A 26,866-nucleotide genomic window follows, 5' to 3' on the forward strand; every position below is an offset into this window, starting at 1 on the left:
ATCTGCGACACTTTTCCAGTGTCAATTTTAGTGGTAATTTCAAAAGGATACCACTGATTGCGACGATATGGCCAAGGCGGTTTCGCCGCCACCAAGGCAAAAGCCTGCGATGGACCGTTTTCCCCCAGCGAAAGCCACGAGCGCGATGAATTGGACCTCTTGGCTGCCGTTGCGAGCCCTGAGTGGTTGGACGCCGAGGGATCTGAACGGCGATCTGGTCGCGGGCCTCACACTGGCCGCGATCGCCATTCCCGAACAGATGGCGACCGCCCGCCTCGGCGGCTTTGCTCCCGAGGTCGGCTTCTTCGCCTTTGTTGCCGGTTCGGTGGCGTTCGCCCTGTTCGGTGCCAACCGGCACCTGTCGGCCGGTGCGGATTCGACCATCACGCCTCTCTTTGCCGGCAGTCTCGCCGTGCTCGCCGCAGCCGGGTCGCCGCACTATCTGGCGCTGGCTTCCATGCTGGCGCTGATGGTCGGGCTGATCGTGATTCTGAGCGGTGTCTTTCGCCTTGGTTGGGTCGCCGACCTCCTGTCGGTGCCGGTCACGACGGGTTTTCTGGCCGGCATCGCCGTCCATATCATCGTTTCGCAATTGCCCGGACTGCTCGGCCTGCCCGCCCAGAACGGTCAAACCTTGCGACGCATCGGTGAGATCGCCGGCAGCCTGCACCTCACCAATCCCTGGAGCCTCGGCCTCGGCCTCGGCGTGTTCGGAACCGTATTCTGCGCCGAACGCATCAGCGCCCGCATCCCCGGCGCATTGATCGGCATGGTGCTCGCCACCTCTGCGGTTGCCGTCTTCGGCCTCGAGGATCGCGGCGTCGAGGTGCTCGGCGCCTTGCCCAATGGCCTGCCACGGGCCGGCCTGCCGCTTGCCAGCCTTGGCGATGTGCAGGCGCTGGTCCCGCTGGCATTGCTGATCGCCATCGTCGTCATGGTGCAGACAGCGGCCACCTCCCGTTCCTTCGCGCCGCAACAGGGTGACGCTCCTGACGTCAATCGCGATTTCGTCGGCGTCGGTGCCGGCAGCATCGCATCGGGCCTGTTCGGCGCCTTTGCGGTCAATGCCAGCCCGCCGCGCACGGCAATCGTCTCCCAGTCGGGTGGCCGCTCACAGGTCGTGGGCCTCATTGCCGCGGCCATCGTGCTGGCGCTGGGTGCTTTCGGTGGCGGCCTGCTCGCCGATGTTCCACAGGCCGCCCTTGCCGGTGTTCTGCTTTTCGTCGCCCAGCACATTCTGCGCTGGAAGGTGTTCGCCAATGTCTACCGGCAGGCGCCGGTCGAATTCGCATTGATCCTCATCACGATGGCAGCCATCGTCGTGCTGCCCATCGAGACCGGCGTTGCGATCGGCATCGGCCTGTCGCTCCTGCATGGAATCTGGACCGCAACGCGCACACAGCTGATCGAACTGGAACAGGTGCCGGGGACTTCGGTGTGGTGGCCGCCCAGCGAACCAGTTGCAGGCGAACAGCTTCCCGGCGTGCTCGTCGCGGCATTCCAGGCGCCGCTGTCCTTCGTCAATGCCGACGGCTTCAAGCGCGGCTTTGTCGATCTTGTCGATGCCAGGCGTGAGAGCGTGAAGCTGGTCGTGCTGGAGGCCAGCAACATCGTGGAGATCGACTACACGGCCGCGCAAGCCCTGATCGACACCATCACCCATTGCCGCAAGGCGGGCGCGATCTTTGCCATCGCGCGGATGGAATCGCTGCGCGCCCAGGCGGCGCTGGCACGATTTGGCATCGCCGACCTGATCGGCCCGCAGCGGATTTTTCACAGTGTCGATGCCGCCATCAGGACGCTCGCTCCGGACCAGCAGCCGCAACAACAGGACAAAGCCAAATGACGACCACACGGGAACCCTTGTTGACCCCCGTCGCAGTCAGAGATTTACGGCCGACGCAGATCACCGTCGGCATGCGGGAAGTCGCCTTGAAGCGCCAGATGATCCGCTCGCAAAGCCCCAAGAGGACTGGCACTTTTCTCGGCACCCATATGGTCCCCGTCGTGCTGGGGCCGAAGAAGCGCAACTATGTCACCGATCACCACCATCTCGCCCGCGCCCTGCTCGAGGAAGGCATCGGGGATGTTCTGGTCACGGTGATCAGCGACCTGTCGGACCTAGACAAGGACGCCTTCTTCTTCGTGCTCGACAATCGCGGCTGGATGCATCCGTTCGATGAGAACGGCAGGCGCCGGGGCTACGACGCCATTCCCAAGACCATGGCCGAACTCGTCGACGACCCCTACAGGAGCATGGCCGGTGAACTGCGCCGGCAAGGTGGTTTCGCCAAGGACACTACTCCGTTCAGCGAATTCCTGTGGGCGGACTTTTTGCGCAGGCGCATCGACCGGGATGCGGTGGCGAAGAATTTCGACAAGGCGATGAAGGAGGCCCTGAACCTGGCCAAGGCCAAGGACGCCGACTACCTGCCGGGTTGGTGCGGCCCGACGTCCGACTGACGCCGCAAGGCCGCAGCGACGGACAAAGCTTCCACAGCGCCGCTCGCGCGGCGGGCGCGATACTGGCCCGGCGTCTCGCCCATGACGCGCCGAAACCGGCGATTGAACGTCGACAAATCGTTGAAGCCTGCGTCGAAGGCGATCACCGTGACCGCATCGTCGGACAGCCGCAGCCGCACCGCCGCGCGGTGCAGCCGGGTCTTGAGCAGGAACTGGTAGGGCGTCATGCCCGCGACCTGCCGGAAGATGCGCAGGAAATGATAGGGGCTGGTCGCGGTCTCGTCGGCAAGCGCTGAAAGCGAGACCGGCCTGTCGGCATCGAGTTCGATCCGCCGCACCGCTTCGGCAACCCGTTTCTGATCGCGTCGGCTTGGCGTGCGCCTGACATACGCGGGGCTGGAGACTGCTGCCACCGCGGCACCCGCAATGCGCAGCCCGAGTTCCTCGAAGGCGTCGACGTCGGCCATCTCGCGAGCGGTTTCCGCGTCGGCGAGCAAGGATGCCAGGGCCGGCAACGGCGGCAGGCGTGGGGCCTCGAAGGTCAGCTTTTTCGCGCCCGGCACGCCAGCCACGATCCGCTCCATGTAGGCCGGCCCGAAATGGAACGAGAGGCAACGGTCGCCACTGCCATGTTCATGCCCGCATTCGTAGCATGTGCCGGGATTACCGAGCAGGAGCGCGCCGGGCGCCAGCATCGCCGTGCCTTGTTGCGCGCGATAGCGGAACGTGCCGCCGGTGACAGCGGCGACGCAGAAATCCCGATGGGCTTCCTCGAACGGCCGCTCACCGGCGCTGGCCGTGCAGATCACATCCGCCACGTACCAGCCGGCCCCGGATGCGAGAGTACGCGTGGTCGCTGTCATGACCGAAATATAGCAATTTTTCCCAAGCCCAGAACCCCATCGCAGCCTACTCCTCCCGGTCTCCTGACAAGAAGAGACCGGAACCATGTACGACCAATCCTCCTTTGCCGAAGCCTTGCACAGTGCCGGACCAATCGACGGACTTGCTGAAAAACTGAACCTCTATGGCCGTTTCGTCGGCGCCTGGACTTTTGACGCCTCCCGCCATCTCGAGGACGGCACGGTGCTGACCGGGAGTGGCGAAGTGCATTTCGGCTGGGTGCTGGAAGGCCGCGCAATCCAGGACGTGTGGATTCTGCCCGCGCGGGACGCCGGCCCCTCGCCTTCGCTCGGCAAATGGACGTTCTATGGCACGACATTGCGCGTCTACGACCCCGCCGCCGACGCCTGGCACATCTTCTGGAGCGACCCGCGCAACCAGTATTACAGCCGGCAGCTCGGCAATGCCGAAGGCGACACGATCGTGCAAGTGGGCGCCGATGGCGCCGGCTCCTCGGTGCGCTGGAGCTTTTCGCGCATCACTGAGAATTCCTTCCGCTGGCTTGGCGAGCGCTCCCACGACAATGGCGCGACCTGGCGGCTGGAAGTCGAATTCCTGGCGCGCCGAACAGCAACAACCTGACGCTACAAGCCATTGTAACAATGGAGAAAAATATGTTCGATCATATCTCGATCGGCGTTCGCGACGCCGCTGCTTCCAAGCGCTTCTACGATGCTGCTCTGAAGCCGCTCGGCTATAACTGTCTCAGCCAGTCGCCGGGCTCGTTGGGTTATGGCGCGCAAGGCGTCGTGCTATGGGTCAACGAGGCCGCGCGGCCGGTGCCACCAGACGCAAAATCCGGCCTGCATTTCTGCTTCGCGGCACCGACGCGGAGCAGCGTCGACGCCTTCCATGCCGGCGGCTTGTGCGAAGGCGGCAGCGACAATGGCGCACCGGGCCTGCGCGCCGACTATGGCGAAAACTACTATGCCGCCTTCGTCGTCGATCCGGACGGCTATCGTATCGAGGCCTATTGCGGCGCTGCCGGCTGAAGCAAACAATTCCAGGAAAGCGTGCAACGGGCTTTCCGTCCGTAGCCGCGTCACGACGAAGGCGTGTCGAAGTTTCGGTTTCGTCCCTCTGACGGTTCCCACCGACCGGGCTTTGCTCTACCAATGTCATGGTGCGGGCACGGCCCGGCGGGAGGGGTCAGAGATGCCGAGCTTCGACAGCCTGTTCAACGCCTTCGTCACCATTCTCGTGACCATCGATCCGCCTGGCCTGGCGCCGCTGTTCCTCGCCGTGACACGCGGCATGAACCGCGAGGAGCGCCAGCAGGTTTCCGTCCGCGCCTCGATCATCGGTTTTCTGGTGATGGCGCTGTTTGCGGTTGCCGGCGCCTCGATCCTGTCGGTCTTCGGCATCACGCTGCCGGCCTTCCGCGTCGCCGGTGGCTTCCTGTTGTTCTTCATCGCTTTCGAAATGGTGTTCGAGCGACGGCAGGACCGCAAGGAGAAGATCGGCGACGTCGCCATCACCAAGGACATGATCCACAACATCGCCGCCTTCCCGCTGGCGATCCCGCTGATCGCCGGCCCCGGCGCCATTTCGGCGACGGTGCTTTTGTCCAGTTCATTCCAGGGCTTCGCCGCGCAGGCTGCGCTGGTCGGCATCATCTTCGTCTGCCTTGCCATCACCTATTTGGTGTTCGTGCTGTCGGAACGTATCGACCGCATCCTCGGCCAGACCGGGCGTTCGATCCTGACCCGGCTGCTCGGCGTCATCCTGGCCGCACTTGCCGTGCAGTTCGTCGCCGACGGCATCAAGGCGCTGATGGCGGGATAGCTCGCGACGAGCCGCCGAAGCCGGCCCTACTTCGCCGTTGTATCGATGACTTCGAAATCGTGGGTGATCGTGGCGGTCTTGGCCAGCATCGCGGAGGCTGAGCAGTATTTTTCGATCGAAAGATCGATCGCCCGTTTAACCTTGTCGCTGGAGAGCGACCGGCCCTTGACGACGAAATGCATGTGGATGCGGGTGAACACCCTGGGCTCGGTTTCGGCCCGGTCGGCGTCGAGCTCGACCACGCAATCCTCGATCGCCTCGCGCCCCTTTTCGAGGATATGCACGACATCATAGGCCGAACAGCCGCCGGTGCCGATCAGCACCAGTTCCATCGGGCTAGGTCCTGGCGTCTTGCCTTCCGGTCCGAGCGCGGTTCCCAGCACCACCTTGTGGCCGCTGCCGGATTCGCCGACGAAGGTGCGCTCCTCCACCCACTTTACACGTGCTTTCACCTGATATTCCTTCCACTTGGGGTCATCTGCCTCAAGGATTAAATAGGATCATGGTCCGGCCTGCGCGACGCCAAAGACGACATCGTGCATGACCCTACCCGGCAACAGCGTGAAGATGCCGGCCCCGACCAGCGCAAAGACATACAGCGCAATCATCGACTTGCGATGCTTGGCGACGCGATGATTGTGCGCGTGCCACACCGCCAGCGGTACGGTGACCAGCACCAGGATCGACAGGAGATGGATGGGACTGAAAGGGCCGACGAGGCGGATCTGATGAATCCAGAAACTCGAGACGGCGATGACCAGCATCAGCGCGGCCCAGACATAGCCCGCGATGCGATGGCGCCGCGTTCCCTTCGGCAGCGCCAGCTGCGTGGCCCCTATCGCCAGTGCGGCGAAAGCCGCTAAGGCATGCCAGGGAACCGGAGAAGGGGCGGCAAGCAGCGGTTGCAGCGACATTGCCGCCTCTCCGGTGGCTGATTGTCCTCAGAACGGGATTTCGTCGTCCAGTTCGCGCGACGAACCGCCGCCACCGCCGCTCTTGGCGCCGCCGCCACGATTGAAGCTTTCGCTCGGGCTGGACTGGCCGAAATCGGAACCACGGCTGCTGCCGCCACCGGCATAGCCGCCGACCTGACCGCCCTCACCCTGACCGCGTGCGTCGAGCATCTGTAGCTCGCCGCGGAATTTCTGCAGCACGACTTCCGTCGTGTACTTGTCGTTGCCGGTCTGGTCCTGCCATTTGCGCGTCTGCAACTGGCCCTCGACATAGACCTTCATGCCCTTCTTCAGATACTGCTCGGCCACCTTGGCAAGCTGATCGTTGAAGATGACGACGTTGTGCCACTCGGTCTTTTCCTTGCGCTCGCCGGAATTCTTGTCGCGCCAGCTTTCCGACGTCGCAATGCGGATGTTGACGACCGGCTCGCCCGAGTTCAGGCGACGGATTTCCGGATCTGCACCGAGGTTGCCGACCAGAATGACCTTGTTGACGCTACCCGCCATGATATTTCTCCGCGCTCATCCGAAACAAATTTTTGTCGCAGCACCTTACAGGCTGCAGACCATCACCGCCTGCTATGGCTGGCTTTTCCCACAAGGTTTTTGTTCCCTTTTCGTTCTATGATGCCGGTGGCGTTCTGTCAATGTTTGTCAGCAAGATGTAGTGTTCCGGTCCGAAATTTCCATGAAATCGGGAATGGGTCGGGGCAATCAAATGAACTCCGTCAGACATGAGGACCAGCCGCGCGAGCAATGGCGAGCAGGTGTGGGAACGCGTATGCATGTGTCGGCCAGCAACGGTGCATCGCAACTTTGCATATTCGAGCAATGGGTCGAGCCCACGGTCGGCGCCCCAACGCATTGGCATCCCGTCGAGGAAGTGCTGACCGTTATCGCCGGCAGGGCCGAGATGTGGATCGACGATGAGCACAACGTCCGACTTCGGGCCAGTCTCTCGTTGTTCCCGCGAACAGGAAACACGGGTTCAAGAACGTCGGCACCGGAACGCTTCACATCCACGCTGTGCTTGCGTCGCCAATCTTCGAGGCGACGTTTGATGGACCTGCCGGGGTGGTGAGGCGCTGGCTTCCGACCAGCTCGTAAAAACAGCGCTTGCCAAATCAATAAGTATCGACTTATGCTTTTGCCATGATCGAGGCAGAGATTTTCCGCGCCCTTGCCGACCCGACGCGCCGCGCCGTCTTTGAGCAGCTTGCCGCTGGCGAAATGAGCGTCTCGGAATTGCGCAACGGCATGACGGTGTCGCAACCCGCCGTCTCCCAGCATCTGGCGGTGTTGCGCAGCGCTGGCTTGGTGGTCGAGCGGAGAGCGGGCCGCAACGCCTACTACCGCGCCGATCCGCAAGGGCTTGCCCCCTTGCTCTCCTGGATCGAACGCTACCGGACCTTCTGGCCGGAGCGCATCGAAAGGCTGAAGGCGGTTTTGAAGGACATGGATCAATGAAGAGCATGGGATCAATGACAGACCAAAGCCACGCGGACACCAACACCGCGCCTGACGCGATCGAGTTTGAGTGCGACCTGCCGGAGCCACCGGAAAAGGTGTGGCGCGCGCTGACCGTGCCCGAGCTGCTCGCCGCATGGATGATGCCGAACGACATCAGCCCTGAGACCGGCAGCCGTTTTGCCTTCGCCGGGCCAGAGGCGGCGATCGAATGCGAGATCATCGACGCCGAGCCCGAACGGCTGCTGCGCTATTCCTGGCGCGAGCGGCCGCAGCCAGGCGATGCCGGGCCGCAGGCTCGGCTCGACAGCCCGCTCGACAGCATTGTCACCTTCACACTCGCCCGCACCGTCTCCGGCGGCACGCATCTGCGCATCGTCCATGACGGTTTTGCCCGAACGGCAATGCCCGCTGTTGCCATGGCCGGCGCCGGCTGCAGGCTTTCGTTGGGGTTCCGCAATTCAAGACGGCCGGCCGCAGCGAACACGCCTTTGCTGTTGCTGCGCGCGGCCTGAACAACGAAACGGACGGAGACAAAACAATGAGCGGCCTTGCCAGTCTGGTTCCGATGGTGATCGAGCAATCGAGCCGCGGCGAACGCGCCTTCGACATTTTCTCGCGCCTGCTGCGCGAGCGCATCATCTTCATCAACGGTGAAATCAACGACGACATTTCGGCCTTGGTCTGCGCGCAGCTGCTGTCGCTGGAATCGGACAATCCCGACAAGGAGATATCGCTCTACATCAACTCGCCTGGCGGCGTGGTGACCAGCGGCTTCGCCATCTACGACACCATGCAATACATCAGCTGCCCGGTGTCGACGGTGTGCATGGGCTTTGCCGCGTCGATGGCCTCGTTCCTGTTGATGGCAGGCACGGCCGGGCGTCGCATCTCGCTACCGAACGCCACCATCCTGCTGCATCAGCCGCTGGGTGGATTCCAGGGTCAGGCCTCCGACATCCAGCGCCATGCCGAGCGCATCGGCCAGACAAAGCGGCATATGGCCGAACTCTATGCGCAGCATTGCGGCCGCACCTATGAAGAGGTCGAGCGCACGCTGGACCGCGACCACTTCATGACGGCCCGCGAGGCTCAGGCCTGGGGTCTTGTCGACCATGTTTTCGATACGCGCAAACAGGCCGCGTGAGGCTGAAGCGCGTCGCCGGCTGTCGAAGATTTGACGACGCCGGTCTGGTCGCCTCGTCGACACGCCACTATAACTGGGCGATGACCGACACTCATCCGTCCAGAACGTTGCATCGCGTCATCGCTGTTGTCGTGGTCGCTATTGCCGGCTCCATGAGCGGCACCGCCCTTGCCGACGACAGCTCGCCAGCGGCGCCCAAAGGCGCCCTGCCCGGCGTGACCAGCGACTATCGCATCGCCAAGCCGGCTCCGCAGCCAGAACCCGACGACGCATCCCCTGGCAATGGGAACGGCCAGTTCAAGATCGGCAACACGGATGTCAGGATTTCAGGCAGCATCACTGTTGACGTAGGCGCTGGCGCCACCGGGCTGCCGCGCCACTGATTGCATGATCTGTCCAGCCTCGTGCGCCGCGCCATGGTCGACAAAACAAGCCGCGCATGAAAACGGCCCCGCCGTGCTTTGCGCAAACGGACGGGGCCTTTTTTGGATCTCAAATCCAATTTTTGCCGGGAGTGTACTGCCGGCGTTTGATTTCGGATGCTTCGCGGCATTCAGCCGTCGATCCGACTAGCAGTCTCTGATTTTTGTGGGATATGGCAGGTCACGGTTTGCCGGGTGGCGCAAACGCTAAACCCTGGCACTTATGCCTGCCGCGGCTCCAGTGACAACTGGAACCCTAGGGGACGATCCGGTGGCGTCATGGCTCCACTCCCTTGTCCGTTGCGACGTGTCGTCCCGAAGCACAAATCGCAGATGCCTGCGGCGTCTCGCAGGCCGCCTCTGGCGGCGAGGCCATCGAAAGACGGCCGGCTTCAGTTGACTTCTGGACACTGCTCCCCTGAGTCGGGGACGTCAACCATCAATAGCCGGTTACCGAAAAACGTGATCACCGGGAGGTTACGTACAAGTCAGTTTTTGCACAGCTTTGTCAGGAGCGTGTTCGGCCTTTGTTCTTTCCGCTTGCCGGTTCACGAGAAAGACGGTTAAACGCTTTTGTCGGGAATTGTGGCGTCTCTCGACGTGGCGGCAAAATTACCTACATAGGGGATGGCCGGGAAAACCCGCCATTCCAGGAAATTCCAGCTTCTGAGGCGGCGACCGGCCATGGCCGACCATAAATATCTTTCCATTCGCGGGGCGCGCGAACACAATTTGAAGAATGTCGATCTCGACCTGCCGCGTGACAGCCTGATCGTCATGACCGGCCTGTCCGGGTCCGGCAAATCGTCGCTTGCCTTCGACACCATCTATGCCGAAGGCCAGCGCCGCTATGTCGAGAGCCTGTCGGCCTATGCGCGGCAATTCCTCGAAATGATGCAGAAGCCGGACGTCGACCAGATCGACGGCCTGTCGCCGGCCATTTCGATCGAGCAGAAGACGACCTCGAAGAACCCGCGTTCGACCGTCGGTACCGTCACCGAAATCTACGACTACATGCGGCTTCTCTTCGCGCGCGTCGGCATCCCCTATTCGCCGGCCACCGGCCTGCCGATCGAAAGCCAGACGGTGTCCCAGATGGTCGACCGTGTGCTGGCGGTCGAGGAAGGCACCCGCCTGTTCATCCTGGCGCCGATGGTGCGCGGCCGCAAAGGCGAGTACCGCAAGGAATTGCTGGAACTGCAGAAGAAGGGCTTTCAGCGCGTCAAGGTCGACGGCGTCTTCTATGAAATCGCCGACGTGCCGGCGCTGGACAAGAAGTACAAGCATGACCTCGACGTCGTCGTCGACCGCATCGTCGTGCGTGGCGATCTCGCCACCCGGCTAGCAGATTCCATCGAGACGGCACTGAGGCTCGCCGATGGGCTGGCGGTCGCCGAATTCGCCGACAAGCCGCTCGACGCCAGCCAGACGGGCGAGGATTCGGTCAACAAGTCCAAGAACGAGACGCACGAGCGAATCCTGTTCTCGGAAAAGTTCGCCTGTCCGGTCTCCGGCTTCACCATTCCGGAAATCGAGCCACGTCTTTTCTCCTTCAACAATCCGTTTGGCGCCTGCCCGACCTGCGACGGTCTCGGCAGCCAGCGCGCCATCGACCCCAACCTCGTCGTGCCCGACGAGAACGTCTCACTGCGCGACGGTGCGGTCAGCCCGTGGGCGAAATCGACCTCGCCCTATTACGCGCAGACGCTGGAAGCGCTGGGCAAGGCCTACAATTTCAAGCTCGGCGACAAGTTCAGGGATTTGAGCGCGGAAGCCCAGGAGGCCATCCTGCGCGGCACCGGCGAGCGCGAAATCACCTTCCAGTATGATGACGGCCTGCGCTCCTACAAGACCACCAAGACCTTTGAAGGCGTCATCCCCAATCTCGAGCGCCGCTGGAAAGAAACCGAATCCGCCTGGATGCGCGAGGAGATCGAGCGCTTCATGTCGGCGACGCCTTGCCCGGTCTGCAAGGGCTATCGGCTCAAGCCCGAGTCACTGGCCGTGAAGATCGCCGGCAAGCACATCGGCGAAGTCACCGAACAGTCGATCCGTAACGCCGACAAGTGGTTCACCGACCTGCCAGCTTCGCTCAACGACAAGCAGAACGAGATCGCCGTGCGCGTCTTGAAGGAGATCCGCGAGCGGCTGCGCTTCCTCAACGATGTCGGGCTCGACTATCTGACGCTGTCGCGCAATTCCGGCACTCTGTCGGGCGGCGAGAGCCAGCGTATTCGCCTGGCTTCGCAGATCGGTTCCGGTCTCACCGGCGTGCTCTATGTTCTGGACGAGCCGTCGATCGGCCTGCACCAGCGCGACAACGCACGCCTGCTCGACACGCTGAAGCACCTGCGCGACATCGGCAACACGGTGATTGTCGTCGAGCATGACGAGGACGCCATCCTGCATGCTGACTATGTCGTCGACATGGGCCCTGCCGCCGGCATCCATGGCGGCGAGATCATCGCCCAGGGCACGCCGCAGCAGGTGATGGCCAATCCGAATTCGATCACCGGCAAATATTTGTCGGGCGCGCTCGAAGTGGCGACGCCCGGCGTGCGGCGCGAGGCGAAGAAGAACCGGCGGCTGAAGGTCGTCGGCGCGCGCGGCAACAATCTGAAGAACGTCACCGCCGAAATCCCGCTCGGCACCTTCACCGCCGTCACCGGCGTGTCAGGCGGCGGCAAGTCGACCTTCCTGATCGAGACGCTGTTCAAGGCGGCGTCGCGCCGCATCATGGGCTCGCGCGAGCATCCGGCCGACCACGACCGCATCGAGGGCCTCGAATTCCTCGACAAGGTCATCGACATCGACCAGTCGCCGATTGGGCGCACGCCGCGTTCCAACCCCGCCACCTATACCGGCGCCTTCACGCCGATCCGCGACTGGTTCGCCGGCCTGCCGGAAGCCAAGGCGCGCGGCTACCAGCCCGGCCGCTTCTCCTTCAACGTCAAGGGCGGCCGCTGCGAGGCTTGCCAGGGCGACGGCGTCATCAAGATCGAGATGCACTTTTTGCCCGACGTCTACGTCACCTGCGACGTCTGCCACGGCAAGCGCTACAACCGCGAGACGCTCGACGTGCTGTTCAAGGGCAAGTCGATCGCCGACGTGCTCGACATGACGGTCGAGGAAGGCGTCGATTTCTTCGCCGCCGTGCCAGGCGTGCGCGACAAGCTCGACACGCTGAAGCAGGTCGGCCTCGGCTACATCCATATCGGCCAGCAGGCGACGACCCTGTCGGGCGGCGAGGCGCAGCGCATCAAGCTCGCCAAGGAACTGTCGCGCAAGGCAACCGGCAAGACACTCTACATTCTGGACGAGCCGACCACCGGTCTGCATTTCCACGATGTCGCCAAGCTGCTGGAAGTGCTGCACGAACTGGTCGACCAGGGCAACACGGTAGTGGTCATCGAGCACAATCTCGAGGTGATAAAAACCGCCGACTGGGTGCTCGACCTCGGCCCCGAAGGCGGCGACGGCGGCGGCGAACTGGTGGCGTCCGGCACGCCGGAAGCGATCGTGGGCGAAAAGCGCAGCTACACCGGCCAGTTCCTCAAGGAGCTGCTGGAGCGGCGCCCCGGAGGCAAGCGCGAAGCGGCGGAGTGATGGCGAACCAGTCGGCGCTTGGAGAGCATTTGAATGACAATCCGAAGAGCGCTTCCCGGTGATCTCGAAACTGTCGTCTCGCTGACGGAAGCCGCCTACGCGCCCTATTCCGCACTGTTCGGCGCGCCACCGATCCCCGTCACTGAGGACTATGCACCGCGCATCGCGCGTGGCGAGGTCTGGCTCCTGGAGCGTGACGGCGAACTTGCCGGTCTCCTCACTCTGGAACGTCACGACGACCACGCGATGATCTTCTCAGTCGCCGTCGCGCCAGGATTTCAGGGCAAGGGCTTTGGCATTGCCCTGCTCAAACAAGCGGACGACCAGACGCTGGCGTGGGGCCTGCCCGAGGTGCGGCTCTACACCAACGCCAAAATGGAGCGGAACATCGCGCTCTATCTGGCCTATGGTTTCCACGAAACGGGTCGCCGGCCCCATCCATACCGGCCAGGATGGGTGCTCGTCGACATGGCGAAGCCGGTCGACAAGATCACGACGGGCTGACTTTTCTGAATTCGGGAGGATGGCAATGAGCAAATCGGGAACAATCCGCTCCGGCATGGGCGGCTGGACGTTCGAACCCTGGGATACGTCCTTTTATCCCGAAAAGCTCTCCAAGGCCAAGCAGCTGCAATATGCCAGCCGGCAGGTCTCGAGCATAGAGGTCAACGGCACCTATTATTCCAGCTTCAAGGAACCGACCTTCGTCAAATGGGCGAGCGAAGCGCCAGACGGTTTCGTCTATTCGCTCAAGGGCAACCGCTTCGTCACCAACAGGCGCGTGCTCGGCGAGGCCGGTGAATCGATGATGCGTTTCCTCGGTTCGGGCGTGGCGGCGCTCGGTGAAAAGCTCGGACCGATCCTGTGGCAGTTCGCGCCGACGAAAAAGTTCGACCCGGACGATTTCGAAGCCTTCCTCAAGCTGCTCCCGGAAAAGCAGGACGGCGTTGCGCTGCGCCACGCGGTCGAGGTGCGCAACGACAGTTTCATGGTGCCGGAATTCGCGGCGCTGGTGCGCAAATACAAGGCGGCGATCGTCTATGCCGACCACGCTAAATATCCGGCCATCGCCGACGTCACCGGCGATTTCATCTATGCCCGGCTGCAGACCGGCAGCGACGACAATCCCGATTGCTACACGCCGGCAGGCCTGGATGAATGGGCCGCGCGCGCCAGGACCTGGGCCGAAGGCAATGTGCCGGCCGACCTGCCGCGCACCGATCTCTCGACCGAAGCACCCGTCAAACCGCGCGACGTGTTCGTCTACTTCATCACCGAGGGCAAGGTGCGGGCGCCGTTCGGCGCCATGGCGCTGTTGAAGCGGGTGGCCGACTAAGGACATCGGCATAAGGACTTTCACGCCAAGCGCCTCTCCTATGCGTTTTTGGGGCAGGAAGGCGTCCAATCGAGGCAATTTCGGCACATTCGTAACCTTATCGATACCTCCTTGCTGCATGAATCCAGGCTGGCCAAGCCGCAGAGCTGGGATCGCCGCCGGCAAGGAACGAGGGCATGTCGCTCGACTACACTTCACTTCTGCTGGCTGTTGGTTTTTCCGCCACCTGCCTGAGCCTGACACTGTTTGGCATGTGGTTGACTGCTCGCTCGGAGAAATTCCTGCTGACATGGGCGGTCAGCCTGCTGTTGGTAGTCGCCGACATTTTTGCCTATGACGCCTATATCGACATGCCCGGGCGCCTGCTCGGCATCGCGACCGTTGCCCTGCTCCTGCTTGGTTTTTCAGCCATGCTGGGCGCGGCCTACCAGTTCCGAACCGGCGGCTCGCCGATCCCGCGAACGGTGGTTGGCAGCATTTCGCTGGCCGTCGTGCTGCCTGCCATGGCTCTCGGCTATGACGGTCTCGGCTTCATGCTGGAGAACATGTTTGCTGCCTTGCTTCTGTTCGCAACGGCGCTCGAATACTGGAAGGGTCGCAACGAAGCGCCTGCCCTGACAATCGGCATCACGGCGCTCTATTCGGCCACGGCCACGTCCTTCGCCCTCTGCGCCATGGTTCTCGCCTGGGACGGAAAGCTGATCCTTGGGCATGCACCAAGCAATTGGGCCGAGGAGTTGAGCCTCATCATCGTCATCGCCAGCATGACCGGCATTGGCGCCCTGTCGCTGGCGCTCAATCAAGGGCGCTTGGCCAGGCATCACCGCCACAACGCCCTGACCGACCCGCTGACGGGCCTACTCAACCGGCGCGCGCTGTTCGACCTGCATGGCAGTGCCCCGGTCGGAGCCTTCACCGCTGTGGTTGTGTTCGACCTCGACGGCTTCAAGTCCATCAACGACGAATTCGGCCACGCCGCTGGCGACGAGGTGCTGAGGGTGTTCGCCAGGGAACTCGCCGGCAATCTTCGCCCGACCGACGTCGCCGCGCGCATGGGCGGCGAGGAATTCGCTCTGGTGCTGAAGCGGACCTTGCCCGAAACGGCGGAGGCCACGGCCGAGGCCATACGGTCCGGCTTCGCCGCATGCCGCATCGAAACCGAGACGGGTTCGCTGACATGCACGGTCAGTGCCGGATTTGCTTTCGGCACAAAGGAGGGCCTCAGCTTCGACAAGGTGCTCAGCGCCGCCGACAAGGCGCTCTACGCTGCCAAGCGCGGCGGCCGCAACCGCGTCACCGCCTCGCCACTCCGGCGCGTGGGTTAACTGCAATCCTGATATGTCGACCGTATCGTCGGGACAGCCTTGCCTGTTTCGGCAAGACGATCGTGAGTGAAGGCAGCCCTATGCCGCCATGACGATTTCGTTGAAAGCATCGAGATCGACATAGAAGACCTTGGTGATTTCCTCGATCAGTTCATCGCGATCGTACCCCTGGGACCTCAATATGTTGATCGCGGTGATGATATCGACGCGTTCGGTTAGCCGCCGCTTCTGATAGTCCTCGACGTAACGTTCCATGGCAGTCCCTTAGCCTGTGTGCCCAAACGCGTTGAACGACAATCAGATCGCAGGAGGGAAGCTAGGAATGCATGCTTGCGTGGAACTTGCCCGGCCATCGCCGCGCCCCTCGATCTGCGATAACACCAGACTGATACGGAAACGGCCGACTCACAAAAGCCAAGAAAAGACTAGCACGCAGCCGCCGCCGCGCCAGAGACACGGATGACTGGATCGAAGAAATATTGGACTTGCGAAAGACTTCGGACCGTCACCTGAAGTCCATTGCCGATTCTAGTGCATGTCCCCTAAAAGTGCGCAGCGGTTTTGGGACAACGACATGGACAAAACCACAGATCTAAAGCGCGTCGTTTGAATCCGTCTGGATGCGACGCGCTTAGACGGTCAGGAATTTGCGGACATCCGCCCTGTCGAGATCTTCCGCCGGGCCGGTGTGGACGATCAGGCCGCGGTCCATGATGTTGACCTCGTCGGCAAGCTCGCGGCAGAAATCGAGATATTGTTCGACCAAAAGCACGGCGATGCCCGCCTGGTCGCGCAGATAGCGGATGGCGCGGCCGATATCCTTGATGATCGACGGCTGGATGCCTTCCGTCGGTTCGTCGAGCACCAGCAGCTTCGGCCGCATCACCAGCGCCCTGCCGATGGCCAACTGCTGCTGCTGGCCACCGGAAAGGTCGCCGCCACGGCGACCCAGCATCTGCTTCAGCACCGGGAACAACTCGAAGACATGGGCGGGCACGTTGCGGTCGCCACGCTTCAGCGGCGCAAAGCCCGATTCCAGGTTTTCCCGCACCGTGAGCAGCGGAAAGATCTCCCTGCCCTGCGGTACGAATGCGATGCCCGACCGGGCGCGGTCATACGCCGCGCTCCGGTCGAGCGCCTTCCCCTCGAAGGCAACGCTTCCGCTCGTCAGCCGATGGTGGCCGACGATCGATCTCATCAAACTGGTCTTGCCGACGCCGTTGCGGCCGAGCACGCAGGTGATCTTGCCGGCGCCGGCCTTCAGCGACACGCCACGCAGCGCCTGGGCGGCGCCGTAGTGCAGCGTGGCATCGGAAACTTCGAGCATGTCAGCGCCTTCTCCAGAACCGCAGGAAGGACAGATCGAAGCGATGGAATTGTACCCGCCAGACCATGCTCATCTCCCCAAATAGACTTCGACGACGCGCTCGTCGGCAGACACGAAATCGAGCGTGCCCTCGGACAGCACCGAGCCTTCGTGCAGGCAGGTGACCTTGACGCCCAACTCGCGCACGAAATGCATGTCGTGCTCGACGACGATGACCGAATGGTCGCGCGCGATCTCCTTGAGCAGTCGCGCGGTTTCCTCGGTCTCTGCATCGGTCATGCCGGCGACTGGCTCGTCGACCAGCAGCAGCTTCGGGTCCTGCGCGAGCAGCATGCCGATCTCCAGCCACTGCTTTTGTCCATGGCTCAAATTTGCAGCCAATTGATCGCGTTTGTCACCAAGTCGGATAATGCCGAGAATGTCGTCGATCTGCCGCGCTTCGGCGGCCGAGCGTCGATGGAACAGCGCCGGGAAGATCGAGCGCGGCCCCTTCAACGCCAACATCAGATTTTCTTCGATCGTGTGGCTTTCGAAGACCGTCGGCTTCTGGAACTTGCGGCCGATGCCCATCATGGCGATCTCGGCTTCATCATGCCTGGTCAGGTCGATCTGGCCGTCGAAGAAAACCTCTCCCTCGTCGGGCCGCGTCTTGCCGGTGACAATGTCCATCATCGTCGTCTTGCCGGCCCCGTTGGGGCCGATGATGGCGCGCATCTCGCCCTTGTCGAGCACCAGCGACAAATTGTTGATGGCGCGGAAGCCGTCGAAGGAAACCGAGACGCCGTCGAGATAGAGGATCGTGTGCGACTTGCTCATGATCGCTCACTCCGCCGGCTGTGGTTCGGGGCTGGATGAGGACCAGTCGCCAGGCCTTGTCGCCGCGCTGCGAACGATCTTCTGCGGCGGCGGGACGACGGGGTCGATGCCGGCCTCCTCGGCCAGCGAGGCCGCCCGCAGCGCTTTGGCGTTGCCGCGCCAGGAATCCCACATGCCGACGATGCCTTTGGGCAGCAAAAGCGTGACTGCGACAAACAGGCCGCCGAGCGCAAACAGCCAGAATTCCGGCAACACGCCGGTGAACCAGGATTTGCCGGCATTGACCAGCAGCGCGCCGATGATCGGCCCGACAATGGTGCCGCGCCCGCCGACGGCCGCCCAGATCACCACCTCGATCGAATTGGACGGTTCGAACTCGCCGGGATTGATGATGCCGACTTGCGGCACATAGAGCGCGCCGGCAATGCCGGCCATGACCGCCGAGACGGTGAAGGCGAACAGCTTCACATTCTCCGCCCGCCAGCCGAGGAAGCGGGTGCGGCTCTCGGCGTCGCGCACGGCCATCAGGAGCTTGCCGTATTTGGAACCGACGATCGCCCAGGTGACGAAGACGGCGAACGCCAGCGTCACCGCGCTGGCGGCGAACAGTGCCGAACGCGTCTCGTCGGCCTGCACGTTGAAGCCGAGAATATCCTTGAAATCGGTCAGGCCGTTGTTGCCGCCGAAACCCATATCGTTGCGGAAGAACGCGAGCAGCAGCGCATAGGTCATCGCCTGGGTGATGATGGAGAGGTAGACGCCTGTGACACGGCTGCGGAAGGCGAACCAGCCGAAGACGAAAGCGAGCAGGCCGGGCACCGCAAGCACCATGAGGCCGGCGAACCAGAAATGGTCGAAACCAGTCCAGAACCAGGGCAGTTCCTTGTAGTTCAGGAACACCATGAAGTCCGGCAGGATGGGATTGCCATAGACGCCCCGCGCGCCGATCTGGCGCATCAGATACATGCCCATCGCATAGCCGCCGAGCGCGAAGAAGGCGCCGTGGCCGAGCGAAAGGATGCCGCAATAGCCCCAGACAAGGTCGAGCGCCAAGGCGAGCAGCGCATAGCAGAGATATTTGCCGGTCAGCGCCACGATGTAGGACGGCACGTAGAAGGCGCTGGTCGGCGACACAGCCAGGTTGAGCAGCGGCACGATGATCGCCACCGCCAGCAGGATGAGAATCGTGATGGCGATGCGGCGGTCCGCACCCGCGGCGAAGAAGCGTCCGGTGATCATGCTTCCACCGCCCTGCCCTTGAGCGCGAACAGGCCGCGCGGGCGCTTCTGGATGAACAGGATGATCAGCACCAGCACGACGATCTTGCCGAGCACGGCGCCGGCATAGGGCTCGAGGAACTTGTTGACGATGCCGAGCGAGAAGGCGCCGACCAGCGTGCCCCATAGATTACCGACACCGCCGAAGACGACGACCATGAAGCTGTCGATGATGTAGCCGCGGCCGAGATTGGGCGAGACATTGTCGATCTGGCTAAGCGCAACACCGGCGATGCCGGCAATGCCGGAACCCAGCGCGAAGGTCAGCGCATCGACCCATGGCGTCCTGATGCCCATCGAGGCGGCCATGCGCCGGTTGGCGGTGACGGCGCGCATCTGCAGCCCCCAGGGAGTGCGCTTCATCACATAGAGCAGCACGGCAAAGACGGAGAGCGCGAAGACCAGGATCCAGAGGCGGTTCCAGGTGATCGCGAGCTGGCCGACATTGAACGAGCCCGACATCCAGGAGGGATTGCCGACTTCCTGGTTGGTCGGCCCGAAGATGCTGCGCACGGCTTGCTGCAGGATCAGCGACACGCCCCATGTCGCCAGCAATGTCTCCAGCGGCCGCCCGTAGAGAAAGCGGATAACGCCACGCTCTATGGCCAGGCCGACAAGCGCCGCGACGAGGAAGGCGAGCGGCAGCGCGATGACCAGCGACCAGTCGAACAGGCCGGGAAAGGATGTGCGGATCACCTGCTGGACGACAAAGGTCGTGTAGGCGCCGAGCATGACCATCTCGCCATGCGCCATGTTGATGACGCCCATGACGCCGAAGGTGATGGCAAGCCCGATTGCCGCCAGCAGCAGCACCGAGCCCAGGGAAATCCCGTACCAGATGTTCTGGCCGGCATCCCAGAAGGCCAGCGTCGAATTGATGTCGGCGATTGCGGCCGTCGCCGCCTCCTTGACCGCACCCGAGGCGGTCGCCTCGACCGAGGTGAGCAGCGAAACCGCATCGCGGTCGCCCCGTGCGCCGATCAGCGCGATGGCGGCGAGCTTGTCGGCATCCGGCCGGTCAGAAACCAGGACAGATGCGGCACGGGCCTGTTCGAGCAGGGCCTTGACGCTGGCCACCGTCTCGCTGGCGATCGCGGTGTCCAGCGGCCCAATGTTTGCGGCATCGGGTGTCTTGAACATGGTGTCGGCAGCGGCGATGCGCACGGCCGGATCCTTGGCGCCGAGCGTCAGCGTGCCCAGCGCATCGCGGATGACGCGGCGCAGTGTGTTGTTGACCTTGATCTTGGTGATGTCGTCCTTGGCGGCATCCGCCGACTTCTCGCCGCTCAGCGGATCGAACAGCTCAACGCTGTCGCCGGCTTCCTTGCCGACGAAGACCAGCGAATCCGCCTTGCGGATATAGAGGTTACCGTCGGCAAGTGCCGCAAGCGGTCGTTCGACAGCCGGATCACCTGTGGCCGCCAGGTCGTGGACGACGGTGCCTGTCTCGGAAAAGCCCTTGGCCGTCGCGAATTTGGCGATGATTCCACGCAGATCGGCTTCGCCAGCACCCGACGACGACAGCGTCGCCAGCAGGAACAAAAGCGTCAGGCCAATCGCGCGCAACAGGTTCATCGGCTTCAGGCGACCCTTGAATGTTGAATTGGGCGTCCGGACGGCGGAGGAAACCGTCCGGACGCTGGCGGTCTGAGGTCATGGACCTGCGGTCCTGACCTGGTCAGCCCGGGAGGATCAGTTTGTGCCCTTGCCGCCGCACTTGCCGGTGGCGACATTGAAGTTGCCGCAGGACAGAGGCGCGCGCCAATCGGAGATTAGGTCCTTGGAGTCAGGCAGGTAGTCGGACCATTCATCGCCCATCACCAGGCCCGGCGTACGCGAAACCGTCTCGAACTGGCCGTCGGCCTGGATTTCACCGATCAGCACCGGCTTGGTGATGTGGTGGTTCGGCATCATGGTCGAATAGCCGCCGGTCAGGTTGGGCACGGAAACGCCGATCATGGCGTCGATGACCTTGTCCGGATCGGTGGTGCCGGCCTTCTCGACCGCCTTCACCCACATGTTGAAGCCGATATAGTGGGCTTCCATCGGGTCGTTGGTGGTGCGCTTGTCGTTCTTGATGAACTTGTGCCAGTCGGCGATGAACTTCTTGTTCTCAGGCGTATCGACGCTTTCAAAGTAATTCCAAGCGGCGAGATGGCCAACCAACGGCGCCGTGTCGAGACCGGCAAGCTCTTCTTCGCCGACCGAGAAGGCCATGACCGGAATATCCTCGGCCTTGATGCCTTGGTTGCCGAGTTCCTTGTAGAACGGCACATTGGCGTCGCCGTTGACGGTCGAGACGACGGCGGTCTTCTTGCCGGCCGAACCAAACTTCTTGATTGCTGAAACTTCGGTCTGCCAGTCGGAGAAGCCGAACGGCGTGTAGTTGACCATGATGTCTTCCGCCGCGACGCCCTTGGCCTTCAGATAGGCCTCGAGGATCTTGTTGGTTGTGCGCGGATAAACGTAGTCGGTGCCTTCAAGCACCCAGCGCTTCACCGAACCGCCATCCTCGCTCATCAAATAGTCGACGGCCGGAATGGCCTGCTGGTTCGGCGCCGCACCCGTGTAGAACACGTTGCGCTCGCTTTCCTCGCCCTCATACTGGACGGGATAGAACAGGATGTTGTCGAGCTCGCTGAACACCGGCAGCACTGATTTGCGCGACACCGAGGTCCAGCAGCCGAACACCGCGGCGACCTTGTCCTTGGAGATCAGCTCGCGCGCCTTTTCGGCGAACAGCGGCCAGTTGGAGGCCGGATCGACGACCACAGCTTCGAGCTTCTTGCCAAGCAGGCCACCTTTGGCGTTCTGCTCATCGATGAGCATCAGCATGGCGTCCTTGAGCGTCGTCTCAGAGATCGCCATGGTCCCGGACAGTGAATGGAGAATGCCGACCTTGATCGTGTCGTCGGCCGCCCTGGCAGGCGCGGACATCAACAGGCCGGCGGCAACGACGCTCGCCGAAAACATTTTTGTTATTGTCGAGAAATTACCCCTCATGCCTAACACTCCCAGGCTGGTTGATTGCACCGCAACAATGCAATGCAACCCCCGTGCCAATCGCTCAGGAGATGCCGAATAATGGGTGATAGTTAAACATTATCAGGCGCTTGGTATATTAGCTTTATGAAAACAAAGAAGACCGGTTAAAAATTGATTGAGAGAAATTTGCGCAGCGCACAAGGCGCCTGCCTAATTTTCGCCCAAATTGGCAATGTGCCTAGTTTTTGGCCTTCGCCGGCGGATGTTGCGGCTCGGCGCAGAAATAGGGCAAGCTCGCCCCATCAAACGAGCGACGTCATGGCATCCGGCATTTCACGCATTTTTATCGGCATATTGCTTCTGGCGGCAGCGACCGGCACTGCCCGAGCCGACTTCAGCGACGGTAAGATGCCCGACGGCATCTACCACTGCGAAGTGTACCTGCTTGGCATGTTCCTCGACCTCGGTGACATCACCATCAAGGGCAACGTCTACAGCGGCCCAGTCACCTTCGGGACCGCCCAGCAGGGCTACAATTACCAGATGGATGCAAACGGTGTGATCTCCTGGCTGGGACCGCTCGGCGGATATACGGCTGGCGGCAACTCGCTGTCGCTGACCCAGGCCACGCTCGACGGTCAAAGTGCGCCCTCCTTCGACATCATCATGAGACAGCCCGACGGCGCCTTCACCGCCTCGACCTGCACCAAAGGAAGCGGCCAGTAAGTTATTCCCTGGCAATGGCCGCCGCCTCGGCGGGCCTGCCTCTCTCTCATGTCATCTGGATGTTGCCGAAACTGGATAGGCAGCGGTGCGCCGTCACCATCCACCTTGAGAGGCAGACACAATGGCCAATTCACCGTCTTCATCCTCCCCTGTCATTCGCGACGTCATAGCCGAGCGCGTCTCGCGCCGTACTCTCCTGAAAGGCAGCCTCGCATCTGGTGCTTTGATTGCCGGCGGCAGCTTCGTCGGTTCGTTGTTTGCCGGAGAAACACATGCCGCGGCGCTTTCCACACTTGGCTTTCCCGAGTTGAAGCGCGTCTACGACAAGACCCACGCCGCCGCCGAGGGCTATGAGACCACGATCGTGGCACGCTGGGGCGACCCGCTCGTCGCGGGTCTGCCGGATTTCGACGGCAACAAGGTCGCTGCCGACGAGCAAGAGAAGCGCTTTGGTTACAACTGTGACTACATCGCCTTCCTGCCGCTGCCAAAAGGCACGGTCAATTCCGACCACGGCCTGCTCTGCGTCAACAACGAATACATCTCGCCCAATGTCATGTTTCCCGGCACGACCGAGGATGACGCCGGCAAGACGATGAGCAAGGAACAGGTCGATCTCGGCATGGCCGCCATGGGGCACTCGATCGTCGAAGTGCTGTTGAAGGATGGCAAGTGGTCGTTGGTCGAGGACAGCCCGCTCAACCGCCGCATCACCGCCAACACCGAAATGACCGTTTCCGGTCCGGTTGCCGGCCATGCCTTGATGCAGACCTCGGCCGATGCTACCGGCAAGAAGGTGCTCGGCACCAGTTACAATTGCAGCGGCGGCTTCACTCCGTGGGGCACCGTGCTGACCTGCGAGGAAGGTGTTTCCGACCTGTTCGGCGGCGATCCGAAGAAGGCGCCGAGCGCGGAAATCCTCGATCGTTATGGCTTCGACGGTTCCGACATCTATGGCCGTGGCCGCTTCCACGACCGCTTCAATCTCGACAACGAACCGAACGAGGCCAACCGTTTCGACTGGGTGGTCGAGATCGATCCCTATGATCCCCAGTCCAAGCCGGTGAAGCGCACGGCACTTGGCCGCATGTCGCATGAGGCGTCCACCGTCGTCCTCAACAAGGACGGCCGCGTCGTCGTCTACATGGGCGACGACGATTATTTCGAATACATGTACCGCTTCGTCTCGAACAAGGCTTACGATCCGGCCAAACCGGCCTCCGGCAACGACCTGCTGGACGATGGCGTGCTTTCGGTCGCGCGCTACGACGCCGACGGCTCCATGACCTGGCTGCCGCTGGTTCACGGCCAAGGCAAGCTTACGGCTGAAAACGGCTTTGCCGATCAGGCCGAAGTGCTGCTGAAAACACGGCTGGCGGCGGACGCGCTGGGTGCCACGCCGATGGACCGCCCCGAGGACATTGAGACCAATCCTGTGACCGGCCGCGTCTATGCGGTGATGACCAAGAACAAGAAGCGCGACCAGTCGAAGGTCAATCCGGCCAACACGCGTCCGGAAAACCTCTGGGGCCACATCGTCGAACTGATCCCGCCAGGCGGCCGCGGCGTGGACGCCGACCATACCGCCGACAAATATGCCTGGGATCTGTTCGTGCTGTGCGGCAACCCGAAGGACGCCGCGGTCGGCGCCACCTTCCATCCGGAAACATCGGACAATGGCTGGTTCGTCTGCCCCGACAACATCACCTTCGATCCGGCCGGCCGGCTCTGGGTGGCGACCGACGGTGCCAATGATTTCGACCTGCCGGACGGCGTCTACGGCGTCGACACCGAAGGCCCGGCGCGTGGCCTGCCGAAGCTGCTGTTCACTTGCCCGCATGGCGCCGAAGCGACCGGCCCTTGCTTTACCCCCGACGGCACGACCTTGTTCCTGTCGGTCCAGCACCCGGCCGAGGACGCCGAGACGCTCGACAAAGTGCAGACACTGTGGCCCGACTTCAAGGACGGCCAGTTGCCCCGCCCGTCCGTGGTCGCCATCCGCCGCAAGGACGGGCAGCCGGTCGGCGCCTAATCAGTCTGGTCACACAAAAAGGCGGAACGCGCGTTGCGCGTTCCGCCTTGCGGCCCGGGAGGACACTGAAATTGGCACCGCCCCGGTTACGGGGCGATGTCTTGCCGGCTCAGATCGTCTTGGCCGACATCTGCGCGGCGATGTAATCGGCCTGGCGGATCGCCAGCGACACGATCGTCAAGGTCGGGTTTTCGGCGGCACCCGTCGTGAACTGGCTGCCGTCCGACACGAACAGGTTCTTGATGTCGTGCGTCTGGCCATGCTTGTTGACGACGCCGTCTGCCGCCTTCTCGCTCATCCGGTTGGTGCCGAGATTGTGGGTCGACGGATAGGGCGGCGTCGGGAAGGTGCGCGTGGCGCCGACCGCGGCATAAAGCGCCGAGGCCTGCTTGTAGGCATGGTTGCGCATCGCGGTATCGTTCGGGTGATCGTCGAAATGCACGTCGGCGATCGGCATGCCGTGCTCGTCCTTCATGTCGGCATGCAGCGTGATGCGGTTCTCCGCGCGTGGCATGTCCTCGCCGACGATCCACAGCCCGGCCATGTGGTCGTAGTGGTCGAGCGCCGTGGTGAACGAGCGGCCCCAGGCCCCTGGATCGAGGAAGGCCGCCATGAACGGCAGGCCGAGCGACAGCGTCTCGAACTCGTAGCCGCCGACGAAGCCGCGTGACGGATCATGGCGCGCCTCGTCGCGGATGATGCCGGCCATGGTGGTGCCGCGATACATGTGCACCGGTTTGTCGAAGATGGCATAGACCGAGCCCGTGGTGTGGCGCATGTAGTTCTTGCCCACCTGCCCCGATGAGTTGGCAAGGCCGTCGGGGAATTTGCCCGACGACGAATTGAGCAGCAGCCGCGGGCTTTCGATTGAGTTGCCGGCGACTGCGACGATACGGGCTTTCTGCTCTTGCAGCTTGCCATCCTTGTCGGCGTAGACCACGCCGGTCACCTTGCCCGAGGCGTCATGGTTGATCTTGATCGCCATGGCGTTCGGCCTGACCTCGAGATGGCCTGTTGCCTCGCCCTTGGGGATCTCGGTGTAGAGCGTCGACCATTTGGCGCCCCATTTGCAGCCCTGGAAGCAAAATCCGGTTTGCTGGCAGGACAAGCGGTCGTCGCGCTCGACCGAGTTGATGGCCATGTTGCCGGTGTGGCATTCCTTATAGCCAAGCTTGTCGGCGCCAGCCTTCAACACCTTGAAATTGTTGTTGCCCGGCAATCTCGGCCAGTCATTGGTCCCGGTGACGCCCATCTTGGCTTCGGCCTTGGCATAGTAGGGCTCCATCTCGGCCAACGTGATCGGCCAGTCGAGCAGGGTGGCACCTTCCACTTTGCCATACGTCGACAGCGTCTTGAACTCATGCTCCTGGAAACGCAGCGACGCTCCGGCCCAGTGGGTCGTCGAACCCCCGACCGACTTGACGATCCAGGCCGGCAGGTTCGGAAAATCCTTGGCCACACGCCAGTCACCGGAGGTGGTGCGCTTGTCCTTCCAGGCGAGCTGGGTGAACGAATCCCACTCGTCGTTGACAAACTCCTCATATTCGTGGCGCGCGCCGGCCTCCAGGATGACGACGTCGACACCCTTCTGGGCAAGTTCGTTCCCGAGCGTACCGCCGCCGGCGCCCGAGCCGATGATGACGACCACGCCGTCGTTGTTCAGGTCAAATGCTGTTGCCATGGTTTCCTCCCATGATTTCTGTTTGCGGGTTCAAAACGACGGGGCTCAGAGCCACTCGATGTCGTTGAAACCGCGCGCGATGTAGCCGCCCTTGGAAAAGGACTCGCCCTCGTAGCCGAAGATCGGCCAGACCTCTTTCTGGTTGTAGAGGCTGACGACGAGGCCGCCACGGATGGCCTGGAAGAACGGCGTCGCCTCGATCTGCTTCAGCACCGCGACGCGCTGCTCCTCCCAGCCAAGGCCCCGGTAGCCTCCGTCCCCAGACTTCTTGTCAAGGTCGGCGATACCGTCTTCGATCATCGTCTTGTAGGCGGCGTCCTTGCCGGCCTGCTCGTCATGGCCTTTCACGGCGATGGCGTAATATTTGTCGGGAACCTGATCATGCGGATAGATGTCGCGCGCCATCTGGATCAGCGTCGCCATGGTTTCGGGCTTGAGCGCGGATGTCTCGAGCCCCCAGGCATGTTCGGGGCTGATGACCGCGCTGCCGGAAATGACGAGCAGCGCACCAATGCCACCGCGTTTGAGAAGCTCACGACGTGAAAGTCCAGGCTTCCCGTCATAGATCGTGACCATAATATTCCTCCCTGCTTGCTATTTGCGCCCCTTGAAGCG

27 protein-coding genes are annotated in these 26,866 nt (G+C 62.5%); 15 read left to right on the forward strand and 12 right to left on the reverse strand.

The window, feature by feature from the left end; translation table 11 throughout:
* Positions 1–145: 145 nt before the first annotated feature.
* Both AC1D08_RS23770 and AC1D08_RS23775 read left to right on the forward strand, forming a co-directional pair.
* A complete protein-coding gene (locus tag AC1D08_RS23770) occupies positions 146–1,846 on the forward strand; it encodes a SulP family inorganic anion transporter (protein ID WP_477227304.1) in 1,701 nt (566 codons plus the stop codon).
* Positions 1,843–2,463 (forward strand): ParB-like protein, encoded by a 621-nt coding sequence (locus AC1D08_RS23775; RefSeq protein WP_457152549.1) that lies wholly within the window; start codon positions 1,843–1,845, stop codon positions 2,461–2,463. The genes AC1D08_RS23770 and AC1D08_RS23775 overlap by 4 nt, the downstream gene beginning before the upstream one ends.
* Here AC1D08_RS23775 and AC1D08_RS23780 read toward each other — a convergent pair.
* The gene (locus AC1D08_RS23780; protein WP_477424216.1) at positions 2,427–3,326 is read right to left on the reverse strand and encodes a helix-turn-helix transcriptional regulator; all 900 of its coding nucleotides are present in this window, start codon (positions 3,324–3,326) and stop codon (positions 2,427–2,429) included. The genes AC1D08_RS23775 and AC1D08_RS23780 overlap by 37 nt on opposite strands.
* 85 nt (positions 3,327–3,411) lie before the next feature.
* On the opposite strand from AC1D08_RS23780, the gene AC1D08_RS23785 reads away from it, so the two are divergent.
* The 3 genes from AC1D08_RS23785 to AC1D08_RS23795 all read left to right on the forward strand — a co-directional run bounded on the left by AC1D08_RS23785 (position 3,412) and on the right by AC1D08_RS23795 (position 5,151).
* Entirely contained in the window at positions 3,412–3,948 is a 537-nt protein-coding gene (locus AC1D08_RS23785; RefSeq protein ID WP_457152551.1) for a hypothetical protein, read from the forward strand.
* A gap of 32 nt (positions 3,949–3,980) precedes the next feature.
* Positions 3,981–4,358 (forward strand): VOC family protein, encoded by a 378-nt coding sequence (locus tag AC1D08_RS23790; RefSeq protein ID WP_457152552.1) that lies wholly within the window; start codon positions 3,981–3,983, stop codon positions 4,356–4,358.
* Between the two features lie 163 nt (positions 4,359–4,521).
* Positions 4,522–5,151: a MarC family protein gene (locus AC1D08_RS23795; RefSeq protein WP_023736559.1), complete on the forward strand. Its 630-nt coding sequence runs from the start codon at positions 4,522–4,524 to the stop codon at positions 5,149–5,151.
* A 26-nt stretch (positions 5,152–5,177) separates the two neighbouring features.
* Here the strand turns inward: AC1D08_RS23795 and AC1D08_RS23800 are convergent, their stop codons facing one another.
* Genes AC1D08_RS23800 through AC1D08_RS23810 form a run of 3 tightly spaced genes read right to left on the reverse strand, consistent with a single transcriptional unit; the run spans position 5,178 to position 6,611 of the window.
* Complete coding sequence (locus AC1D08_RS23800) at positions 5,178–5,603, reverse strand: OsmC family protein (RefSeq protein WP_457152553.1); 426 nt, start codon at positions 5,601–5,603, stop codon at positions 5,178–5,180.
* A 48-nt stretch (positions 5,604–5,651) separates the two neighbouring features.
* Positions 5,652–6,065, reverse strand: a complete 414-nt coding sequence (locus AC1D08_RS23805; RefSeq protein ID WP_477227307.1) for a DUF2306 domain-containing protein — start codon at positions 6,063–6,065, stop codon at positions 5,652–5,654.
* Positions 6,066–6,092: 27 nt separating this feature from the next.
* On the reverse strand, positions 6,093–6,611 hold the full coding sequence (locus AC1D08_RS23810) for a single-stranded DNA-binding protein (RefSeq protein ID WP_095085060.1): 519 nt from the start codon (positions 6,609–6,611) through the stop codon (positions 6,093–6,095).
* 645 nt (positions 6,612–7,256) lie between these two features.
* Here AC1D08_RS23810 and AC1D08_RS23815 point away from each other — a divergent pair.
* From AC1D08_RS23815 to AC1D08_RS23850, 8 genes are all read left to right on the forward strand, one after another.
* Entirely contained in the window at positions 7,257–7,571 is a 315-nt protein-coding gene (locus AC1D08_RS23815; RefSeq protein ID WP_457154746.1) for an ArsR/SmtB family transcription factor, read from the forward strand.
* Between the two features lie 14 nt (positions 7,572–7,585).
* Positions 7,586–8,086 (forward strand): SRPBCC family protein, encoded by a 501-nt coding sequence (locus AC1D08_RS23820; RefSeq protein ID WP_457154745.1) that lies wholly within the window; start codon positions 7,586–7,588, stop codon positions 8,084–8,086.
* A gap of 26 nt (positions 8,087–8,112) precedes the next feature.
* Positions 8,113–8,718 carry an ATP-dependent Clp protease proteolytic subunit gene (locus AC1D08_RS23825; RefSeq protein ID WP_457154744.1) on the forward strand — a complete coding sequence of 202 codons (606 nt, stop codon included), beginning with the start codon at positions 8,113–8,115 and terminating at the stop codon, positions 8,716–8,718.
* An 80-nt stretch (positions 8,719–8,798) separates the two neighbouring features.
* Positions 8,799–9,101, forward strand: a complete 303-nt coding sequence (locus tag AC1D08_RS23830) for a hypothetical protein (protein WP_457154747.1) — start codon at positions 8,799–8,801, stop codon at positions 9,099–9,101.
* A 723-nt stretch (positions 9,102–9,824) separates the two neighbouring features.
* On the forward strand, positions 9,825–12,746 hold the full coding sequence (uvrA, locus tag AC1D08_RS23835) for an excinuclease ABC subunit UvrA (RefSeq protein ID WP_477424218.1): 2,922 nt from the start codon (positions 9,825–9,827) through the stop codon (positions 12,744–12,746).
* 33 nt (positions 12,747–12,779) lie between these two features.
* Positions 12,780–13,250, forward strand: coding sequence for a GNAT family N-acetyltransferase (locus AC1D08_RS23840; protein WP_457153914.1), 471 nt, complete (start codon positions 12,780–12,782; stop codon positions 13,248–13,250).
* Positions 13,251–13,275: 25 nt separating this feature from the next.
* The gene (locus AC1D08_RS23845) at positions 13,276–14,082 is read left to right on the forward strand and encodes a DUF72 domain-containing protein (RefSeq protein ID WP_477424220.1); all 807 of its coding nucleotides are present in this window, start codon (positions 13,276–13,278) and stop codon (positions 14,080–14,082) included.
* A 176-nt stretch (positions 14,083–14,258) separates the two neighbouring features.
* The gene (locus tag AC1D08_RS23850) at positions 14,259–15,407 is read left to right on the forward strand and encodes a GGDEF domain-containing protein (protein ID WP_457153916.1); all 1,149 of its coding nucleotides are present in this window, start codon (positions 14,259–14,261) and stop codon (positions 15,405–15,407) included.
* A 78-nt stretch (positions 15,408–15,485) separates the two neighbouring features.
* On the opposite strand, the gene AC1D08_RS23855 is transcribed toward AC1D08_RS23850, so the two are convergent.
* The 6 genes from AC1D08_RS23855 to urtA all read right to left on the reverse strand — a co-directional run bounded on the left by AC1D08_RS23855 (position 15,486) and on the right by urtA (position 21,830).
* Positions 15,486–15,662 carry a hypothetical protein gene (locus AC1D08_RS23855; protein WP_111546440.1) on the reverse strand — a complete coding sequence of 59 codons (177 nt, stop codon included), beginning with the start codon at positions 15,660–15,662 and terminating at the stop codon, positions 15,486–15,488.
* A gap of 376 nt (positions 15,663–16,038) precedes the next feature.
* Positions 16,039–16,734, reverse strand: coding sequence for an urea ABC transporter ATP-binding subunit UrtE (gene urtE, locus AC1D08_RS23860; RefSeq protein WP_095085070.1), 696 nt, complete (start codon positions 16,732–16,734; stop codon positions 16,039–16,041).
* 69 nt (positions 16,735–16,803) lie between these two features.
* The gene (gene urtD, locus AC1D08_RS23865; RefSeq protein ID WP_457154078.1) at positions 16,804–17,550 is read right to left on the reverse strand and encodes an urea ABC transporter ATP-binding protein UrtD; all 747 of its coding nucleotides are present in this window, start codon (positions 17,548–17,550) and stop codon (positions 16,804–16,806) included.
* Between the two features lie 6 nt (positions 17,551–17,556).
* Positions 17,557–18,789 carry an urea ABC transporter permease subunit UrtC gene (gene urtC, locus AC1D08_RS23870; protein ID WP_457154077.1) on the reverse strand — a complete coding sequence of 411 codons (1,233 nt, stop codon included), beginning with the start codon at positions 18,787–18,789 and terminating at the stop codon, positions 17,557–17,559.
* Entirely contained in the window at positions 18,786–20,402 is a 1,617-nt protein-coding gene (gene urtB / locus AC1D08_RS23875) for an urea ABC transporter permease subunit UrtB (protein ID WP_457154076.1), read from the reverse strand. The genes urtC and urtB overlap by 4 nt, the downstream gene beginning before the upstream one ends.
* 117 nt (positions 20,403–20,519) lie before the next feature.
* Positions 20,520–21,830: an urea ABC transporter substrate-binding protein gene (urtA, locus tag AC1D08_RS23880; RefSeq protein ID WP_184874024.1), complete on the reverse strand. Its 1,311-nt coding sequence runs from the start codon at positions 21,828–21,830 to the stop codon at positions 20,520–20,522.
* A gap of 300 nt (positions 21,831–22,130) precedes the next feature.
* On the opposite strand from urtA, the gene AC1D08_RS23885 reads away from it, so the two are divergent.
* Both AC1D08_RS23885 and AC1D08_RS23890 read left to right on the forward strand, forming a co-directional pair.
* Positions 22,131–22,538, forward strand: a complete 408-nt coding sequence (locus AC1D08_RS23885) for a hypothetical protein (protein WP_095085151.1) — start codon at positions 22,131–22,133, stop codon at positions 22,536–22,538.
* Between the two features lie 121 nt (positions 22,539–22,659).
* A complete protein-coding gene (locus tag AC1D08_RS23890) occupies positions 22,660–24,570 on the forward strand; it encodes a PhoX family protein (RefSeq protein ID WP_477424222.1) in 1,911 nt (636 codons plus the stop codon).
* Between the two features lie 109 nt (positions 24,571–24,679).
* Here the strand turns inward: AC1D08_RS23890 and AC1D08_RS23895 are convergent, their stop codons facing one another.
* Positions 24,680–26,251: a GMC family oxidoreductase gene (locus AC1D08_RS23895; protein ID WP_457150758.1), complete on the reverse strand. Its 1,572-nt coding sequence runs from the start codon at positions 26,249–26,251 to the stop codon at positions 24,680–24,682.
* Positions 26,252–26,296: 45 nt separating this feature from the next.
* Positions 26,297–26,827, reverse strand: coding sequence for a Twin-arginine translocation pathway signal (locus AC1D08_RS23900; protein WP_095085076.1), 531 nt, complete (start codon positions 26,825–26,827; stop codon positions 26,297–26,299).
* Between the last annotated feature and the right edge of the window lie 39 nt (positions 26,828–26,866).

The organism is Mesorhizobium sp. P2_E6, assembly GCF_056403835.1.